Genomic DNA, 19409 nt, shown 5'->3' with positions numbered 1-19409 from the left:
CGGGTGGCACGGCGCGCGCCGTCACGGTCATAGCCGGGTGCGCTGATAGCCGTAGGGCATGCTGCTCACCTCTCGGCGCCTGCGTGCCGCCCTGCTGGCCACCGCCTCGGCCACTCTCGTCGCGGCGACCCTGCCACCGCCCGCACCGCTCGGCATCGGCGACTCCCTCTTCCCGCACCTGGGCAATCCCGGCTTCGACGTCCTCGCGTACGACATCGCCTTCACCTATCGCGGCCGCAACACCAAGCCGCTGGACGCTGTCACCAAGATCGACGCGAGGGCGGCCCAGCGGCTGGAGCGCATCAACCTCGACTTCTCGCACGGCACCGTCCGTACGGTCCAGGTGAACGGCCGCCCCGCCGATTTCACGACCGCCGGTGAGGATCTGGTCGTGGAGCCGGCCGCCGCCGTCGAGCAGGACTCGCGAATGCTGATCACGGTCACCCACACGAGCGACCCGAGCGGCCCGGCGGGCGTGGGTGGCTGGGTGCGCACCGGCGACGGGCTGGCGATGGCGAACCAGGCCGACGCCGCGCACCGGGTATTCCCGTGCAACGACCATCCCGCCGACAAGGCGTACTTCACCTTCCGTATCACCGCTCCCAAGGAGCTCACGGCGGTTGCCAACGGCGTACGGACGGTCAAGTTCTGGACGGGTACCAGCACGACATGGGCTTACCAGACAAAGCACCCCATGGCCACCGAGCTCGCGCAGGTGTCGATCGGCCGCTCGGCTGTCCTCCAGCGCCAGGGGCCGGGCGGACTGGTCGTGCGCGATGTGGTGCCGGCCGCGGACCGCGAGAAGCTGGAGCCCTGGCTGAAGAAGACACCCGAGCACTTGGAGTGGATGGAGAGGCGCGTCGGCCGCTACCCCTTCGAGACGTACGGAGTGCTGGTCGCCGACGCCGACACCGGGTTCGAGCTGGAGACGCAGACGCTTTCGCTCTTCGAGCGCTCGCTCTTCACCGGCGGCGTGTTCCCCGAGTGGTATGTCGATTCGGTGATGGTGCACGAGCTGGCCCACCAGTGGTTCGGCAACAGCGTCTCGCCCCGCACCTGGTCCGATCTGTGGCTGAACGAAGGGCATGCCACCTGGTACGAGGCGACGTACGCCGAGGAGAAGGCGCAGAAGCCGCTGGAGACGCGGATGCGCGAGGCGTACAAGCGGTCCGATCAGTGGCGGGCGGATGCCGGGCCGCCCGCGGCGCCCAAGCCGCCGACGCCGGGGCAGAAGATCAGCATCTTCCGGCCCGTGCTGTACGACGGCAGCGCACTGGTTCTGTACGCGCTGCGGCAGACCATCGGGAAGGACGCCTTCGCGCAGCTGGAGCGAGCCTGGGTGAGGGAGCACCGGGACGGGACGGCGACGACCGCCGACTTCACCGGGATGGCCTCGCGGATCGCGGGGCGTGACCTGTCGGCGTTCTTCGGGGAGTGGCTGTACGCGGACCGGACGCCGCGGATGCCCGGGCATCCGGACTGGCGGAGCGACGCTCCCACGGCTCGCATGGCCCGCTGAAGGCCCGGCGCAGCCCGCTGAAACTGGGGTGACGGCCCTGGCAGGACCGTGCGACCATCAACGGGTCGGCGACACTGCCGGGGCCGGAACCCCTTTCGGGGAATCATCCGGGGGCGTTACGCGTTGTGACTGAGGTACCGGACTTCTTATCCGGCACTTGCAGAAGTTTTGTGCAGTTTTCCCAATCGACGTAAGGATCCAATGACCTCCTCTTCATCCCCTTCCCAGGACGAGCAGAGCTTCGCGGAGACGCGCACCGAGAGCCTTCGGGCCGATGCCCTGATGGAAGAGGACGTCGCCTGGAGCTACGAAATCGACGGAGAGCGGGACGGCGATCAGTTCGACCGCACCGAGCGCGCGGCGCTGCGGCGTGTGGCGGGCCTCTCCACCGAGCTCGAGGACGTCACCGAGGTCGAGTACCGGCAGCTGCGCCTCGAGCGTGTGGTTCTCGTCGGGGTATGGACCTCGGGGACGGTGCAGGACGCGGAGAATTCCCTCGCGGAGCTTGCGGCACTCGCCGAGACGGCCGGCGCGCTGGTGCTCGACGGCGTCATCCAGCGTCGTGACAAGCCGGACCCGGCCACGTACATCGGCTCGGGCAAGGCGCAGGAGTTGCGCGACATCGTGCTCGAGACCGGAGCCGACACCGTCGTCTGTGACGGTGAGCTCAGCCCCGGCCAGTTGATCCACCTCGAAGACGTCGTCAAGGTCAAGGTGGTCGACCGCACTGCCCTGATCCTCGACATCTTCGCCCAGCACGCCAAGTCCCGAGAGGGCAAGGCACAGGTCGCGCTGGCGCAGATGCAGTACATGCTGCCGAGGCTGCGCGGCTGGGGTCAGTCGCTGTCCCGTCAGATGGGCGGCGGCAGCGGTGGCGGCATGGCCACCCGTGGTCCCGGTGAGACCAAGATCGAGACGGACCGGCGTCGGATCCGCGAGAAGATGGCGAAGATGCGCCGGGAGATCGCGGAGATGAAGACGGGCCGCGAGATCAAGCGCCAGGAGCGCCGACGCAACAAGGTGCCCTCGGTCGCGATCGCCGGTTACACCAACGCAGGAAAGTCGTCGCTGCTCAACCGCCTCACGGGCGCCGGCGTCCTGGTGGAGAACGCGCTGTTCGCCACCCTGGACCCGACCGTCCGCCGGGCCGAGACGCCGAGCGGCCGGCTCTACACCCTCGCCGACACCGTCGGGTTCGTACGGCATCTGCCGCACCACCTCGTTGAGGCGTTCCGCTCCACCATGGAGGAGGTCGGGGACTCCGATCTGATCCTGCATGTCGTGGACGGATCGCACCCGGCGCCGGAGGAGCAGCTGGCCGCCGTGCGCGAGGTGATCCGCGATGTGGGCGCGCTGGACGTGCCCGAGATCGTGGTGATCAACAAGGCGGACGCGGCCGATCCGCTCGTACTGCAGCGGCTGCTGCGCATCGAGCGGCACGCGATCGCAGTATCGGCGCGGACCGGCAGGGGCATCAATGAGCTGCTCGCGCTGATCGACGTCGAACTGCCGCGGCCCGAAGTCGGGATCGACGTCCTCTTGCCGTACACCCAGGGCGGGCTGGTCTCGCGGGTGCATACCGAGGGCGAGGTTCTCTCCGAGGAGCACACCACCGAGGGCACGCTGCTCAAGGCGCGGGTGCATGAGGAGCTGGCCGCGGCGCTGGCGCCGTATGTGCCAGCGACTCGCTGATCGCGCGCCGATCCGGCTCAACTGATCAAGGCGGAAGGCCTGTACCCCTCGCGAGGGGTACAGGCCTTCCGTTCTTCCGCAGCCTGCGGACCTACCGGCCCGCGAACCTGTCGCTCATCATCGTGTAGATCTGCTGCGCGCCCTCGCCCAGGCGCGGACCCGCCAGCCAGCCCGAAGTGGCCGGGCCGATCGAGGTGTTGGAGACCAGCGCCAGCTTGCCGCCCGGCTGCTCGGCGAACCAGCCGCCACCGGAGGAACCACCGGTCATCGTGCAGCCGATACGCCACATCGTCGGCGTACCGGGCGCGATCGAGAGACGGCCGGGACGGTCGACGCACTTGTGCATGATCGCGCCGTTGTACGGCGGGGCGGCCGGGTAGCCCCAGGCCCCCATCGCGCTGATGCTCTTCGCCTCGGGCGCGTCGAAGTTGACGTCGAGGGCGACGCCCACCGTCTCCTCCAGCGACTTGGTGCCCTTCTCCGGCTTCACGTGCATCACGGCGTAGTCGTACGGAGCACCCGTGCCACCGGTCGGGCCGCCCTGGGTGATCCACTCACCGGAGGTCGAGACCCAGTCGGCCCAGTACACGCCGTACGGAGCGATCTCCTGCGGCGGCGCGTTCTCCAGCGCGGCCGGGGACTTGCCCTTGTCGTTGTAGGCGGGGACGAAGGCGATGTTGCGGTACCAGCCGCCCGCCTGGCCCGCGTGGACGCAGTGCCCAGCGGTCCACACCAGATTGGACTTGCCCGGGTTCTTCGGGTCCTTGACGACCGTGGCCGAGCAGACCATCGAGCCCTCCGGGGAGTCGAAGAAGACCTTGCCGACCGGAGCGGCGTTCTGGTGGTACGGCTTCTTCTCCTCCTGGGCCTGGACCGGGCGCGGCTCGGGGTCGGTGACGTCCTGGTCACCGGAGATATCGCCGACCGCCAGCGTCTTGGTCGGCGCCGTGGCCGTCGTCATCCGCTCGGGCTTCCACAGGCCCTCGATCACCGGGTTGACGAAGTCCTTGGCTTCGCGAAGCCACTTGTCCTTCTCCCAGTTCTTCCACTCGCCGTTCTTCCACTTGTCGAGGTCGACACCGTGCTCCTTGAGCTTGTCGGCCAGGTCCGGGGGAAGATCGGCGCCGCCATTGCCTGCGGCCGGGCTGGAAGTAGCGGGCTTGTCGGCGGCCATGTCCTCGCCCGCGCCACAGGCGGTGGCCGTCAGCGCGAGGGCTGCGGCGATGCCGGTGGCAGCCAGCAATGGACGTATGGATCGCATGGAGACGATTCCCCCTGAAGTGCAACGGGTTTGTGTCATGAACGTGTCACGCTAAATGGCGGCCTTCCGGGGCCGCCCCTATTGCCGCACCACTCTATGTCGGTGCCTGGTTGGGGAGTTGGGGCAGGGCTTCACCTGCACGGAGTCTCCACGAGGAAGGAAGAGGGCCTGCGGCCGACCGGCCGCAAGCCCCTTTCCTTCCGTCAGTCACATGGACTTGCTCGTGCCTACTGGCCCGCGAACTTCTTGCTGACCGCGTCGTAGATGCCCTTGGCCTCGTCGCCCAGGCGGGGACCCGCAAGCCAGCCGGCCGTGACCGGGCCGATGGAGGTGTTCGACACCAGCGCGGGCTTGCCGTCCTGGCCCCTGGCGACCCACCCGCCGCCGGAGGAACCGCCGGTCATGGTGCAGCCGATCCGGTACATCGTCGGCTCGTTGGCCTTGATGGACAGCCGGCCCGGCTTGTCCGAGCACTGGAAGAGCTTCTGGCCGTCGAACGGCGGCGCCGCCGGGTAGCCGGTGGCGGTCATGTTGTCGATCTCCGGCACGGCCGGGGCATTGAAGTCCACCGGGAGTGCCGAACCGACCGTCTCCTCCAGCGACTTGCCCGTGCCGCCCTTCTCCGGGGTGACGTGGATCACGGCGTAGTCGAACGGAGCACCCTGGCCGCCCGTCGCGGCGCCCTGGGAGATCCACTGCTCGGAGGTCTGGGCCCAGTCGCCCCACCACACGCCGTAGGGAGCGATCTCTTCCTTCGGCGTGTTCTCCAACTCGGAGGTGGGCTTGGCGCTGTCGTTGTACGACGGGACGAAGGCGATGTTGCGGTACCAGCCGCCGCTCTTGCCGGCGTGCACACAGTGGCCCGCCGTCCACACCATGTTGGACTTGCCGGGATTGGCCGGGTCCTTCACGACGGTCGCGGAGCAGACCATCGAACCCTGCGGGCCGTCGAAGAGGACCTTCCCGGCCTCGGCGGCGTTGGAGTGGTACGGAGCGTTCACGGCCTGCGCCTTGACCGGCGCGGGAGTCGGGTCCGTGACACCCTCGTCGCCCGAGATGTCGTTGTCGACGGGCTTCTCCGGCGGCTTCTTGGCATCGCGCATCCGGTCCGGGTCCCAGAGGTCCTCGATGATCGGATTGACGAAGTCCTGGGCCTCACGTAGCCACTTGTCCTTGTCCCAGTTCTTCCACTCGCCGTTCTTCCACTTGTCCAGGTCGATCCCGTGCTCTTTGAGCCGGTCCTTGAGATCGTCCGGGATGGTGATCTTCTCGTCGGCCGACTGGCTGGCGGGCGCGCTCGGCTTGTCGCCCGCGTTGTCCGCGCTCGGACCGCAGGCGGTGGCAGCCAGCGCGAGCGCGGCGGCGATGGAAGCCGCAGCCAGCGTCGGGCGAATGGGTCGCATGTCGTGATCCCCCTGGGACTTCGGTACTTCTGCACTGTCTGATCTGGTGGAACTGCCGGAACTCTACAAAGGCGTTGCTCACCCCGGCCGCTGTCCCAGGCCGGAGTGCGGCCCCCCACTATGCCGGTGCCGATGGGGACGGCGTGCACCAGGTCCGCGGTTCCGTCACCGCAAGGATCTTCCGATTGCCCGTGATCCCCGGCTTCCGGCGTCGTTGGTACGTACGGGGTACCCACGATCAACGTTCAGCAGGGCTTGGCAGCGGACGAACGCGGTACCGATGTGCAACGCAACTGTTACAGCGGGAGGACCAACAGCCTTGGCCGTGACCGAACCTGCTCCGGTGGCGCTGCCCGCCGCGCACGAGGGGATTTTGCGCCGACAGTCGCTCCGCGAGTCCGCTGCCCGTACCTATGCGCGCTCGCTGCCCATCGTGCCCGTACGCGCCCGAGGGCTGACGATCGAGGGCGCGGACGGCCGGCGTTATCTCGACTGCCTCTCCGGGGCGGGGACCCTGGCCCTCGGGCACAACCACCCCGTGGTCCTCGAAGCGATCAGGAAGGTCATCGACTCGGGTGCGCCGCTGCACGTCCTCGACCTCGCCACCCCGGTCAAGGACGCATTCACCACGGAGCTGTTCGCCACGCTGCCGCGGGAGTTCGCCGACGACGCACGGATCCAGTTCTGCGGGCCCGCCGGCACAGACGCCGTCGAGGCAGCCCTCAAACTCGTCCGCACGGCCACCGGTCGAAGCGGCCTCCTCTCGTTCACCGGCGCGTACCACGGGATGACGGCCGGCGCCCTCGACGCCTCGGGCGGCGCCACCGATGTACGCGTGACCAGGCTGCCCTTCCCGCAGAACTACCGCTGCCCCTTCGGGATCGGCGGCGAGCGCGGCGCCGAACTCGGCGCCCGCTGGACCGAAAGCCTTCTCGACGACCCCAAGGGCGGGGTGCCCGGGCCGGCCGGGATGATCCTGGAACCGGTGCAGGGGGAGGGCGGAGTGATCCCCGCCCCCGACGCCTGGATGCGCAGGATGAGAGAGATCACCGAGGCCCGCTCCATCCCGCTGATCGCCGACGAGGTGCAGACGGGAGTCGGTCGGACCGGCACCTTCTGGGCGGTCGAGCACAGCGGAATCGTGCCCGATGTGATGGTGCTCTCCAAGGCGATCGGCGGTTCCCTTCCGCTTGCCGTGGTCGTCTACCGGTCCGAACTCGACGCCTGGCAGCCCGGCGCCCATGCGGGCACCTTCCGCGGCAACCAGCTCGCCATGGCAGCGGGAGCGGCCACTCTCGCGTTCGTACGCGAGAACCGGCTCGCCGACCGCGCCGCGACGCTAGGCGCGCGCATGCTGGGCCGCCTCCAGGGGCTGGCCGCGGCCCACTCCTGCATCGGGGACGTACGCGGCCGAGGCCTCATGATCGGCGTCGAACTCGTCGACCAGGACGCCGCGTCCCCGGACGCACTCGTCCCGCCGCCCGCTCCCGCCCTCGCCGCCGCCGTCCAGCAGGAGTGCCTGGACCGCGGGCTCATCGTCGAACTCGGCGGACGTCAGTCCGGCGTCGTGCGGCTACTCCCTCCTCTCACGCTCACCGACGAACAAGCTGCGGCCGTCCTCGACCGCTTTGCCGATGCACTGGCCGCCGCCGAGCGCTCCCTGCAACGCCGTACCGACAGCGGGCAGTCCTACTGACCCGTACAGATCGCAAGGAAGACCTCCGTGAACCCCACTCCCGCACCCGATGTGCCCGAGGCCGACGGCCGTCCCACCTTCCAGCACCAAGCAAAAGGCGGTATGCGCGGCCCCCTCACGATCGAGGCGGCGGCTGTGCCGCGCCAACAGACAGGGGGCCACGGTGAAGAGCACACCCCCACCGCGGGCACGCCTACAGGCACGGGTGCCGTCGAGCTCCTCGACCATCCGGATCCGTGTCGCGCTGCGGACGCGGCGGCTGTCGAGAATCTGCTCCGCTGCTGGGTGCGGGAGAACAACTTCGACAAGCCCGACGGGCCTACCTTGCGCATCCCGCTGCACGCCAGCGGTACCGCGCTGCTCGTCCCCGTCCGCTACTGGTCGGCCACTGGCTGGCACCGCTTCGGCCTGCCCGCCCTTGAAGGAGGGCCGCGCGACGCGCCTGGCACCGACGCCGTGACCGTCGCGGCCCTCCTCGGCCGGGAAGCGGGTCAGAGCGAAGGAGCCGATCTGGTCGGCCGGGTCGCGGACTCTGTACGGCGCACCGCCGACTTCATCACCGACCGCCGCGCCCGCCCCGCTCCCGACCCTCAGGCGGACCTCTTCCTCACCGCCGAGCAGTCGCTCCTGCTCGGCCACCCGCTGCACCCGACACCCAAGAGCCGCGAAGGACTGACCGAGGCCGAAGTCCGGCTCTACTCACCGGAGTTGCACGGCTCCTTTCCCCTGCACTGGATGGCCGTAGACCGGTCCGTCCTGGCCACCGAATCGGCCTGGACGGAACACGGCCGCATCTTGCCGGCCGAGCAAATCACCGCTCGCCTCGGCGGGGACCTCCAACCCCCCCACCATTCCGTTCTATTGCCGCTGCACCCCTGGCAGGCCCGCGAACTGAAGCACCGCCCCGCCGTCGTCGCTCTCCTCGACGCCGATCTTCTGCATGACCTCGGTCCTTACGGAGACCCCTGGCATCCCACCTCCTCGGTCCGCACCGTGCACCGTCCGGGCGCCCCGGCCATGCTCAAGCTCTCCCTCGGCGTACGCATCACCAACTCCCGTCGTGAGAACCTCCGCAAAGAACTCCACCGCGGCGTCGAGGTCCACCGGCTGCTCCGCACCGGCCTCGCCGAGCAGTGGCAGGCAGTCCACCCCGGCTTCGACATCGTGCGGGACCCCGCGTGGCTCGCCGTCGACACCGCTGAAGATGAGCCCGTGCCCGGACTCGACGTCGTGGTGCGCCACAACCCGTTCGGCTTCGGCGACGACGCCGTGTGCATCGCGGGACTGACCGCGCCCCGCCCCTGGCCGGGCCGTCCCGGGATGCGCTCGCGCCTCGCCGACGTAGTGGCCCGGCTCGTCGCCCGCACCGGCAGGCCCACCGGCGCCGTCGCCACCGAGTGGTTCCTGCGCTACCTCGACCACGTCGTACGCCCGGTGCTCTGGCTGGACGCGACGGCGGGCATCGCACTCGAAGCCCACCAGCAGAACACCCTGGTGATCCTCGACCCCGACGGCTGGCCCGTCGGCGGCCGCTACCGCGACAACCAGGGCTACTACTTCCGAGAGTCCCACCGCGCCGAACTGGAACGCCGCCTTCCCGGCATCGGCTCCGCAAGCGACACCTTCGTCTCCGACGACATCACCGACGAGCGCTTCGCCTACTACCTCGGCATCAACAATGTTTTTGGTCTGATCGGAGCGTTCGGAGCGCAGCACTTGGCCGACGAGCGCGTACTCATCGCCGCATTCCGGCAGTTCCTCTCGGCGACCGCTGACCTCGGCTCACCGCTGCCCGCGCAGCTCCTCGACGCCCCCACACTCCGGTCCAAGGCCAATCTGCTCACCCGGCTCCGCGGCCTCGACGAGCTCATCGGCCCGGTCGACACCCAGTCCGTCTACGTCACGATCACCAACCCCCTTCGTCCTTGATGCAACACACCCGACCGAACTGCGAGAGGAGAGCCCCGCTGTGCCTCACACCGATGCGAGCACCGACACCGGAGCCGGTCCCACGCCCCAGCTCGGCGGGAGCGTCGAGGACACCCTGGACCTGCGGTTCCCCGAGGAGCTCCTCGCGCTGTTCCGGGAGGACGAGCAGCCCGGCGACCCTGAGCAGGGGGACACCACCGGCACCGGCGATCTGCTGGACAACCCCGCCGGCTGGGGCTCCGCCACCACATCCGCCGGGGCCTTCCATCTAGTCCCCGTACGCATCGAACGCGATCTGGCACGGATCAGCCGCTGGATGAACGACCCGGCAGTGGCCGCTTTTTGGGAACTGGGGGGACCTGACTCCGTCACCGCTTCCCATCTGCGCGCCCAGCTCGACGGCGACGGACGCAGCATCCCCTGCCTCGGCGTTCTCAGCGGCATCCCCATGAGCTACTTCGAGATCTACCGCGCCGATCTCGACCCCCTGGCGCGGCACTACCCGGCCCGTCCCCATGACATCGGTATCCACCTTCTGATCGGGAGCGTCGCCGACCGCGGCCGCGGTGTCGGTTCAACCCTCCTCAGAGCCGTCGCCGATCTCGTGCTCGACAATCGGCCGCGATGCGCACGCGTCATCGCAGAACCCGACCTGCGCAATGCCCCCTCCGTCTCTGCCTTCCTGAGCGCCGGCTTCCGCTTCTCCGCCGAAGTCGACCTCCCCGACAAACGAGCCGCCCTCATGGTCCGCGATCGCGCGCTTCGCAACCTGCTGTGAACGAACGACCCGCTGCCTTACTTACACCGCTCGACCCGCATCGGTTCCACTCGAGGTGTCCCCGTGCCGAAGTCCCCTGCCACCCATGACTCGGAACAGCCGCCCGCCGTCCCCTTTACCCCGCCCGGGCTGAACCCACAGGCCTGGGACCGTGCCGCCGTGCGGCTCCTCGCCAAGATGCTCGGCGAGTTCGCCTACGAAGAGATCATCCAGCCAGTCCCGGTCGGGCCCCCAGCGCCGGACCCGCTCCGAGCCGGCATGCCCGCCACAGCCTCGGCCCCCCACCGAGCCCCCCGGCCCGCCACAGCCCCGCTCCCGCTCGCCGTCCCGCTCCGGCCCACCGCCCCCGGCCGGCCGGCGGACGCCTGCCGAGGCTGCGACGCGTACACCCTCACGCTCGACGACGGCAGCACCCTGTCCTTCCTGGCCCGGCGCGGAGCGTACGGAAGCTGGCGCGTCGATCCGGACTCCATCGACCTCGAGGGCCGCCCCTTCGCCGACCCGCTCGCCTTCCTCGCCCGCGCCTGCCGTCTCTTAGAACTCGACGGAGCCACCCTCGGCCACCTCCTCCGCGAGCTGACCGCCACCCTCGTCTCGGACACCGGAATCGGTCACCGCGCACTGGCCGTGGCCGAGCTCGCCGACCTCAGCTATGCCGAACTCGAAGGCCACCAGACCGGCCACCCGTGGCTCGTGCTCAACAAGGGCCGCATCGGGTTCTCCGCCACGGACACCGCCCGCTGGTCGCCCGAGGCCCGCAGCCCCGCGCGGCTCCCCTGGATCGCGGTCAGCCGAACCCTCGCCGCCTACCGAGGAGTCCCCGGGCTCGCCGGACCCGACGACCTGTACGCCCGTGAACTCGACGCGCCCGTCCGCGACTCCTTCGCCGCCGCGCTGCGCGCCAGGGACCTCGACCCCGACACGTACCTCTTCCTCCCCGTACACCCGTGGCAGTGGGACGAGGTGCTCCTGCCGCTCTTCGCGCCCGCCGTCGCGCAGGGCGACATCGTCCCGCTCCCCACGGACGGTGATCTACGGCTGCCGCAGCAGTCCATCCGTACCTTTGTCAACGTGGACCGTGCCGACCGGCACACAGTGAAACTGCCGCTGTCCATCCTCAACACCCTGGTCTGGCGCGGTCTCCCCACTGAACGTACCCTCGCAGCCCCCGCCGTCACCTCGTGGGTGCACGGACTGCGCGACGGGGACCCCTTCCTGCGCGACGAATGCGGCGTGATCCTCCTCGGGGAAGTCGCATCGGTCACCGTCGAGCACCCTCTCTATGATCATCTCCCCGAGGTGCCGTACCAGTACAAGGAACTCCTGGGCGCGATCTGGCGCGAGCCGCTGCAGCCCCGTCTCGCCCCCGGCGAGCGGGCGCGCACCCTCGCCTCGCTGCTGCACGTCGACACCCAGGGCCGCGCTTTCACCGCCGAGCTGGTCGCACGATCCGGACTCGCTCCTGCCGTCTGGCTCCAGCGGCTCTTCTCCGCGCTGCTGCCGCCACTGCTGCACTTCCTCTACCGCTACGGCACTGTCTTCTCCCCGCACGGCGAGAACGCCATCGTCGTCTTCGACGACCAGGACGTCCCCGTACGCCTGGCGATCAAGGACTTCGTCGACGATGTGAATGTCAGCGCCCAGCCGCTGCCCGAGCACGACTCGATGCCCGACGACGTACGGAAGACCCTCCTTGCCGAGCAGCCGGCCTTCCTCACGCAGTTCATCCACTCAGGGCTCTTCGTCGGCGTCTTCCGCTTCCTCGCACCCCTCTGCGAGGAGCAACTGGGCGTATCGGAGGAGCAGTTCTTCGCGCTCGTACGGTCGGAGATTCTGCGGCAGCAGGCCCGTTTCCCGGAGCTCAAGGAACGTTACGAGACGTTCGACCTGCTCACGCCGCGTATCGAGCGGCTCTGTCTCAACCGCAACAGGCTGCATCTCGACGGCTACCGCGACCGTCCGACCCGCCCTCACGCCGCCGTCCACGGCACCGTCCCCAATCCGCTGAGCACCTCTTGATGAGACGAGGTGTGATCGCGTTGTCAGTGGCGCCCCGTAGGCTGGTCGGGCTATGACGAAGCCATCCCTCCCCGAGCTCCTGCACGCCGCCGTCACCGCCGTCGGCGGGGTGGAACGGCTTGGCCAGGTCACCATGGCCGAGGCCGTCGCCGAAGCCGTGGACGACAATTCCCACCTGCTCGTCCAGGCCGGCACCGGCACGGGAAAGTCGCTCGGCTATCTGGTGCCCGCCCTGGCGCACGGGGAGAGGGTCGTCGTAGCCACGGCCACCCTGGCCCTTCAGCGGCAGCTCGTGGAGCGTGATCTTCCGCGTACGGTCGAGGTGCTGCACCCGCTGCTGCGCCGCCGGCCGGAGTTCGCGATGCTCAAGGGGCGTTCCAACTACCTCTGTCTCCACCGCCTGCACGAGGGTGCGCCGCAGGAGGAGGAAGACGGTCTCTTCGACCAGTTCGAGGCTGCCGCGCCCACCAGCAAGCTCGGCCAGGATCTGCTGCGGATGCGCGACTGGTCGGACGAGACTGAGACCGGGGATCGAGACGATCTCACCCCCGGAGTCTCCGACCGGGCCTGGGCGCAGGTCTCCGTCTCTTCCCGGGAGTGCCTCGGGGCCACGAAGTGCGCGTACGGCGCCGAATGCTTCGCCGAGGCGGCCCGTGAGCGCGCGAAACTCGCGGATGTCGTCGTCACCAACCACGCGCTTCTCGCGATCGACGCGATCGAGGGCGCCCCGGTGCTTCCCCAGCACGAGGTGCTGATCGTCGACGAGGCCCATGAGCTGGTCTCCCGGGTCACCGGCGTCGCCACCGGCGAGCTCACCCCTGGCCAGGTCAACCGTGCCGTGCGCCGCGCCGCCAAGCTGGTCAACGAGAAGGCGGCGGACGCTCTCCAGACTGCCTCCGAGACCTTCGAGAGGCTGATGGAGCTCGCCCTCCCCGGCCGCCTCGAGGAGATCCCCGAGGATCTCGGATACGCGCTGATGTCCTTGCGCGACGCCGCTCGCACTGTCATCTCGGCCCTCGGCAGTACCCGCGACAAGTCCGTCCAGGACGAGGACGCCGTACGCAAGCAGGCCCTGGCCTCCGTCGAGAACATCCATGACGTCGCCGAGCGCATCACCCAGGGGTCCGAGTACGACGTCGTCTGGTATGAGCGCCACGACCGCTTCGGCGCGTCACTCCGGGTGGCACCCCTCTCCGTATCCGGTCTGCTGCGCGAGAAGCTCTTCGCCGAGCGCTCGGTGGTGCTGACCTCCGCCACGCTCAAGCTCGGCGGTGACTTCAACGGGGTGGGGGCTTCGCTCGGGCTGGCCCCCGAGGGCACCGAAAGTGAAGACACTCCGCAGTGGAAGGGGCTCGACGTCGGCTCGCCCTTCGACTATCCGAAGCAGGGCATCCTCTATGTCGCCCGCCATCTGGCGACGCCCGGCCGTGAAGGCTCCCGCGGCGACATGATGGACGAGCTGGCCGATCTGGTGGAGGCGGCCGGTGGCCGCACGCTGGGCCTCTTCTCCTCCATGCGGGCCGCCCAGGCGGCGGCCGAGGAGCTGCGCGGCAGGCTCGACAAGCCGATCCTGCTCCAGGGCGAGGAGACCCTCGGCGAGTTGATCAAGTCCTTCGCCGCCGACCCGGAGACCTGTCTGTTCGGCACGCTCTCGCTCTGGCAGGGTGTCGATGTGCCTGGAACCAGCTGTCAGTTGGTGGTGATGGACCGGATTCCGTTCCCGCGCCCCGACGATCCGCTGGTGAGCGCTCGCCAGAAGGCGGTGGAGGAGGCCGGCGGCAATGGCTTCATGGCTGTCGCCGCGACGCATGCCGCCCTGCTGATGGCCCAGGGCGCGGGCCGTCTCGTACGGGCCACGGGTGACCGCGGCGTCGTCGCCGTGCTCGATCCGCGGCTGGCCAACGCCCGCTACGGCAGCTATCTGCGCGCCTCGCTGCCCGACTTCTGGTACACCACGGACCGCAATCAAGTGCGTCGCTCGCTGGCCGCGATCGACGCCACAGCCAAGGCGGACGGTAAGTAGCCCCGGACGGAATGCGGTCCGGGCAGAGCAGGGCCCCGGGACCGGCGCAGTGGGTCCCGGGGCCCGGTCAGAGCCGGCGGGTCGGTTACACCCGCCGCAGCACCGCCACCACCTTGCCGAGGATGGTCGCCTCGTCGCCTGGAATGGGCTGGTACGCCGCGTTGTGCGGCAGCAGCCACACATGGCCGTTCTCCCGCTTGAAACGCTTGACCGTGGCCTCGCCGTCCAGCATTGCGGCCACGATGTCGCCGTTCTCCGCGACGGGCTGGCGGCGCACGGTGACCCAGTCGCCGTCGCAGATGGCGGCCTCGATCATCGAGTCGCCGACGACCTTCAGCACGAACAGCTCGCCGTCGCCGACGAGCTGGCGGGGGAGCGGGAATACGTCCTCGACCGACTCCTCGGCGAGGATGGGGCCACCGGCCGCGATCCGGCCAACCAGGGGTACGTACGACGCTGCCGGCTTGCCCGTCGTGTCGGTCGGCTGGGTGCTGGGCTGGTCGGAGCCACGCACCTCGTATGCCCTGGGCCGGTGCGGGTCCCGGCGCAGGAAGCCCTTCCGCTCCAGCGCCATCAGCTGATGCGCGACGGAGGAGGTGCTGGACAGCCCGACCGCCTGGCCGATCTCGCGCATCGACGGCGGGTATCCCCGCCGCTGCACGGAGTCACGGATCACCTCGATGACGCGCCGCTGCCGATCCGTGAGTCCGGAGCTGTCCGCCCTGATCCCGGGAGGTCGGCCGGGCAGCGAACGCGTGGGCTTGGTCCCCTCGGGACTCGTGGCTGCGTCATTCATGGCATGCACCGGCTCGAATCGGTTCTGGGAGCGGTCCTGGGCAGTGATGGTGGCACTGTCTGCGGTGGTGGTCACGTCGGCCCCTCTCGAATGGTCTCCCTCGCTGCACAACGGTAGTGGGTTTCGAAAGGTTGCGCCAAACACACGTTCGAGTGAAAAATTACAGATTGTCTCACGTGGGCGCCTGCCTGGGTGTATGTGCGAACGCTCGGACCGTAAGGCAATCCAGGCCGTTACGGCAACGCCCTCGACTGGATTGCGGTGGTGGCGGGTGACGCCGGCCCATTCCGGGGTGCTTCCCAGTCTTGCACCCGGCGGCCCGGAATCCACGGAGCCGCGCGTCTCCCGTACCCTCGTGGCCGGTCCCGCGCCGCGTTCGTGTCGCTGCGTCACCACGCGTACGCCGCCCGTACGGTACTGCCGCCGCGCGACACGCGTTGAGGGTCGAAAGTGCGGCCAAACCCCAGATCTAGTGGTTGGATTGTGTCAGCCACCCAGAAGTTGTGGTCCCTGGTCCGCCAAGGCCGTGGCCGTCGCCTATGCTTGGGGTTGCTTCGTAGGGCTTCGACGGGCCTGTCGAGGCTATTCAGTCGTGCTGTGAAGGAGGGTTGGGAGCCATGCACTGCCCCTTCTGCAGGCACCCCGACAGCCGTGTCGTCGACAGTCGCACCACCGACGACGGAACGTCGATCCGGCGTCGCCGGCAGTGTCCTGACTGCTCCCGCCGCTTCACGACGGTGGAAACCGCCTCGCTGATGGTGATCAAGCGCAGCGGCGTGACCGAGCCCTTCAGTCGTGCCAAGGTCATCACCGGCGTGCGCAAGGCATGCCAGGGGCGGCCGGTGACCGAGGACGCCCTCGCCAAGCTCGGCCAGCGGGTCGAGGAAGCGGTGCGCGCCACCGGCAGCGCCGAGCTGACCACCCATGACGTGGGTCTGGCCATACTCGGCCCCCTGCAGGAACTCGACCTCGTCGCGTATCTGCGTTTCGCGTCCGTGTACCGGGCTTTCGACTCACTCGAAGACTTCGAGGCCGCCATCGCGGAGCTCCGCGAGCAACGGCCTCCCGCAGAAGAATGCGGGACCGGTGAGACCCTCGAGGTCCCCGCGCCCGCCACCGCCGCCGACTGAGGAACACCGGCTGAGCGGCTTGGGCCCACCCCACCGGCCCGCCGATTGGCAGCAGGGCGGCAAAAGACCTGCCACGGGCGCTATGTGTGGCGTCCGCGGCATCAGACACAGACTGTGCCACGGGAAGATCTGGGCACTTCAGGGCGTTTTTGCCCATGTATGGGAGGCGGCATGACAGAGACGACGAGCGGCCCGGCACGAGGGTCCCGCGCCAAGGGATCCAAGGCGAGCAAGGGTCTGCGTATCGAGCGAATCCACACCACCCCCGGCGTGCATCCGTACGACGAGGTGGTCTGGGAGCGCCGTGACGTCGTCATGACCAATTGGCGCGACGGCTCGGTCAACTTTGAGCAGCGTGGCGTCGAGTTCCCCGACTTCTGGTCGGTGAACGCGGTCAACATCGTCACCAGCAAGTACTTCCGCGGGGCCGTCGGCACCCCGCAGCGCGAGACCGGTCTGAAGCAGCTGATCGACCGGATCGTGAAGACGTACCGGAAGGCAGGCGAGGACTACGGCTACTTCGCCTTGCCCGCCGACGCCGAGATCTTCGAGCACGAGTTGGCGTACGCCCTCCTGCACCAGATCTTCAGCTTCAACTCGCCGGTGTGGTTCAACGTCGGCACGCCCCAGCCGCAGCAGGTCTCTGCCTGCTTCATCCTGTCCGTCGACGACTCCATGGAGTCGATTCTCGACTGGTACAAGGAAGAGGGCATGATCTTCAAGGGCGGCTCCGGCGCCGGCCTGAACCTCTCCCGGATCCGTTCCTCCAAGGAGCTGCTCTCCTCCGGTGGCAACGCCTCTGGTCCTGTTTCCTTCATGCGTGGTGCCGACGCGTCCGCAGGAACGATCAAGTCGGGCGGCGCCACGCGCCGCGCGGCCAAGATGGTCATTCTCGACGTCGACCACCCCGACATCGAGAACTTCATCGAGACCAAGGTCAAGGAGGAGGAGAAGATCCGCGCCCTGCGTGACGCGGGCTTCGACATGGACCTGGGCGGCGACGACATCACGTCCGTCCAGTACCAGAACGCCAACAACTCGGTCCGTGTGAACGACGAGTTCATGAAGGCTGTCGAGAACGGCGGGAAGTTCGGGCTGCGCGCCCGTATGACCGGCGACGTCATCGAAGAGGTCGACGCCAAGTCGCTCTTCCGTAAGATGGCCGAGGCCGCCTGGGCCTGTGCGGACCCCGGCATTCAGTACGACGACACCATCAACCACTGGCACACCTGCCCCGAGTCCGGCCGGATCAACGGCTCGAACCCGTGCAGTGAGTACATGCACCTGGACAACACCTCGTGCAACCTGGCCTCGCTGAACCTGATGAAGTTCCTCAAGGACGACGGCGAGGGGCACCAGTCCTTCGACGTCGAGCGCTTCGCCAAGGTCGTCGAGCTGGTCATCACCGCGATGGACATCTCCATCTGCTTCGCGGACTTCCCGACCCAGAAGATCGGCGAGAACACCCGCGCCTTCCGTCAGCTGGGCATCGGTTACGCCAACCTCGGCGCGCTGCTGATGGCTACGGGTCACGCGTACGACTCCGAGGGCGGACGCGCGCTTGCCGGTGCCATCACCTCGCTGATGACGGGCACGTCGTACAAGCGCTCCGCCGAGCTCGCCGCGGTCGTCGGCTCGTACGACGGCTACGCTCGCAACGCCGAGCCGCACAAGCGCGTCATGAAGCAGCACGCCGACGCCAACGCCGTGGCCGTCCGCATGGACGACCTGGACTCGCCGATCTGGGCCGCCGCCACGGAGGCCTGGCAGGACGTGATCCGCCTCGGTGAGAAGAACGGTTTCCGTAACTCCCAGGCGTCCGTCATCGCGCCGACCGGCACCATCGGTCTTGCGATGTCCTGCGACACCACCGGCCTCGAGCCCGACCTGGCCCTGGTCAAGTTCAAGAAGCTGGTCGGCGGCGGCTCGATGCAGATCGTCAACGGCACGGTCCCGCAGGCGCTGCGCCGCCTCGGCTACCAGCAGGAGCAGATCGAGGCGATCGTCGATCACATCGCGGACCACGGCAATGTGATCGACGCCCCCGGCCTGAGGACCGAGCACTACGAGGTCTTCGACTGCGCCATGGGTGAGCGCTCCATCTCCGCGATGGGCCACGTCCGCATGATGGCGGCGATCCAGCCGTGGATCTCGGGCGCGCTTTCCAAGACGGTCAACATGCCGGAGACGGCGACCGTCGAAGAGGTCGAGGAGATCTACTTCAAGGCGTGGAAGATGGGCGTCAAGGCGCTCGCGATCTACCGCGACAACTGCAAGGTCGGCCAGCCCCTCTCCGCCAAGACCAAGGAGAAGGAGAAGGCCGAGGTCACCGAGAAGGCCGAGGGGACGATCCGCGCCGCGGTCGAGAAGGTCGTCGAGTACCGTGCCGTCCGCAAGCGCCTCCCGAAGGGCCGTCCCGGCATCACCACCTCCTTCACGGTGGGTGGCGCCGAAGGTTACATGACCGCCAACTCCTACCCGGACGACGGTCTCGGCGAGGTCTTCCTGAAGATGTCGAAGCAGGGTTCCACCCTCGCGGGCATGATGGACGCCTTCTCGATCGCAGTCTCTGTGGGTCTGCAGTACGGCGTCCCGCTGGAGACGTACGTCTCGAAGTTCACCAACATGCGCTTCGAGCCGGCAGGCATGACGGACGACCCGGACGTGCGGATGGCGCAGTCGATCGTCGACTACATCTTCCGCCGCCTGGCGCTGGACTTCCTGCCCTTCGAGACGCGCTCGGCTCTCGGCATCCACTCGGCCGAGGAGCGTCAGCGTCACCTGGAGACCGGTTCGTACGAGCCGTCCGACGAGGACATGGACGTCGAGGGTCTGGCCCAGTCCGCCCCGCGTCACCAGGAGACCTTGAAGGCTGTCGCCGCTCCGAAGGCGGAGGTTCCGGCTCCGAAGCAGGCACACACCTCGGCGGAGCTCGTTGAGATGCAGCTGGGCATCAGCGCGGACGCGCCGCTGTGCTTCTCCTGCGGGACGAAGATGCAGCGGGCGGGCTCCTGCTACATCTGCGAGGGCTGCGGCTCGACCAGCGGCTGCAGCTGACACTGCCTGACGGAGAGACCGGGGTCGGCAACGGCTCCACGTACAAGATGATCCTGGCCATCTTCCAGGCGAAGGCGGTCGCGAAGGGCATGACCGGCGAGGCGGC

At 68.6% G+C, this 19409-nt stretch carries 12 protein-coding genes; 9 read left to right on the top strand and 3 right to left on the bottom strand.

Going from position 1 to position 19409, the window contains the following annotated elements; translation table 11 throughout:
* The first annotated feature begins 58 nt into the window (after positions 1–58).
* Together ACWDO5_RS23660 and hflX are read left to right on the top strand one after the other, a co-directional pair.
* Positions 59–1519, top strand: a complete 1461-nt coding sequence (locus ACWDO5_RS23660; RefSeq protein ID WP_450532336.1) for a M1 family metallopeptidase — start codon at positions 59–61, stop codon at positions 1517–1519.
* Between the two features lie 201 nt (positions 1520–1720).
* Positions 1721–3211 carry a GTPase HflX gene (gene hflX, locus ACWDO5_RS23655; protein WP_450532335.1) on the top strand — a complete coding sequence of 497 codons (1491 nt, stop codon included), beginning with the start codon at positions 1721–1723 and terminating at the stop codon, positions 3209–3211.
* Between the two features lie 91 nt (positions 3212–3302).
* On the opposite strand, the gene ACWDO5_RS23650 is transcribed toward hflX, so the two are convergent.
* Both ACWDO5_RS23650 and ACWDO5_RS23645 read right to left on the bottom strand, forming a co-directional pair.
* Positions 3303–4472 carry a trypsin-like serine peptidase gene (locus tag ACWDO5_RS23650; RefSeq protein ID WP_450532334.1) on the bottom strand — a complete coding sequence of 390 codons (1170 nt, stop codon included), beginning with the start codon at positions 4470–4472 and terminating at the stop codon, positions 3303–3305.
* A gap of 227 nt (positions 4473–4699) precedes the next feature.
* Entirely contained in the window at positions 4700–5875 is a 1176-nt protein-coding gene (locus tag ACWDO5_RS23645; protein WP_450532333.1) for a trypsin-like serine peptidase, read from the bottom strand.
* Between the two features lie 319 nt (positions 5876–6194).
* On the opposite strand from ACWDO5_RS23645, the gene ACWDO5_RS23640 reads away from it, so the two are divergent.
* The 5 genes from ACWDO5_RS23640 (at position 6195) to ACWDO5_RS23620 (ending at position 14320) form a co-directional block, all read left to right on the top strand.
* Entirely contained in the window at positions 6195–7571 is a 1377-nt protein-coding gene (locus tag ACWDO5_RS23640) for a diaminobutyrate--2-oxoglutarate transaminase family protein (RefSeq protein ID WP_450532332.1), read from the top strand.
* 27 nt (positions 7572–7598) lie between these two features.
* Positions 7599–9500: an IucA/IucC family protein gene (locus ACWDO5_RS23635; RefSeq protein ID WP_450532331.1), complete on the top strand. Its 1902-nt coding sequence runs from the start codon at positions 7599–7601 to the stop codon at positions 9498–9500.
* A gap of 40 nt (positions 9501–9540) precedes the next feature.
* Positions 9541–10278, top strand: coding sequence for a GNAT family N-acetyltransferase (locus ACWDO5_RS23630; RefSeq protein ID WP_450532330.1), 738 nt, complete (start codon positions 9541–9543; stop codon positions 10276–10278).
* A 63-nt stretch (positions 10279–10341) separates the two neighbouring features.
* Complete coding sequence (locus ACWDO5_RS23625; RefSeq protein ID WP_450532329.1) at positions 10342–12297, top strand: IucA/IucC family protein; 1956 nt, start codon at positions 10342–10344, stop codon at positions 12295–12297.
* A gap of 52 nt (positions 12298–12349) precedes the next feature.
* Positions 12350–14320, top strand: a complete 1971-nt coding sequence (locus ACWDO5_RS23620) for an ATP-dependent DNA helicase (protein WP_450532328.1) — start codon at positions 12350–12352, stop codon at positions 14318–14320.
* An 85-nt stretch (positions 14321–14405) separates the two neighbouring features.
* Here the strand turns inward: ACWDO5_RS23620 and lexA are convergent, their stop codons facing one another.
* A complete protein-coding gene (lexA, locus tag ACWDO5_RS23615; RefSeq protein ID WP_450532327.1) occupies positions 14406–15191 on the bottom strand; it encodes a transcriptional repressor LexA in 786 nt (261 codons plus the stop codon).
* Between the two features lie 542 nt (positions 15192–15733).
* On the opposite strand from lexA, the gene nrdR reads away from it, so the two are divergent.
* Positions 15734–16246, top strand: a complete 513-nt coding sequence (nrdR, locus tag ACWDO5_RS23610; RefSeq protein WP_450532326.1) for a transcriptional regulator NrdR — start codon at positions 15734–15736, stop codon at positions 16244–16246.
* A 171-nt stretch (positions 16247–16417) separates the two neighbouring features.
* Entirely contained in the window at positions 16418–19303 is a 2886-nt protein-coding gene (locus tag ACWDO5_RS23605) for a vitamin B12-dependent ribonucleotide reductase (protein WP_450532325.1), read from the top strand.
* Positions 19304–19409: the final 106 nt, after the last annotated feature.

This window comes from Streptomyces sp. NPDC000880 (genome assembly GCF_053599675.1).
This window is presented reverse-complemented; position numbering and strand designations above follow the sequence as displayed.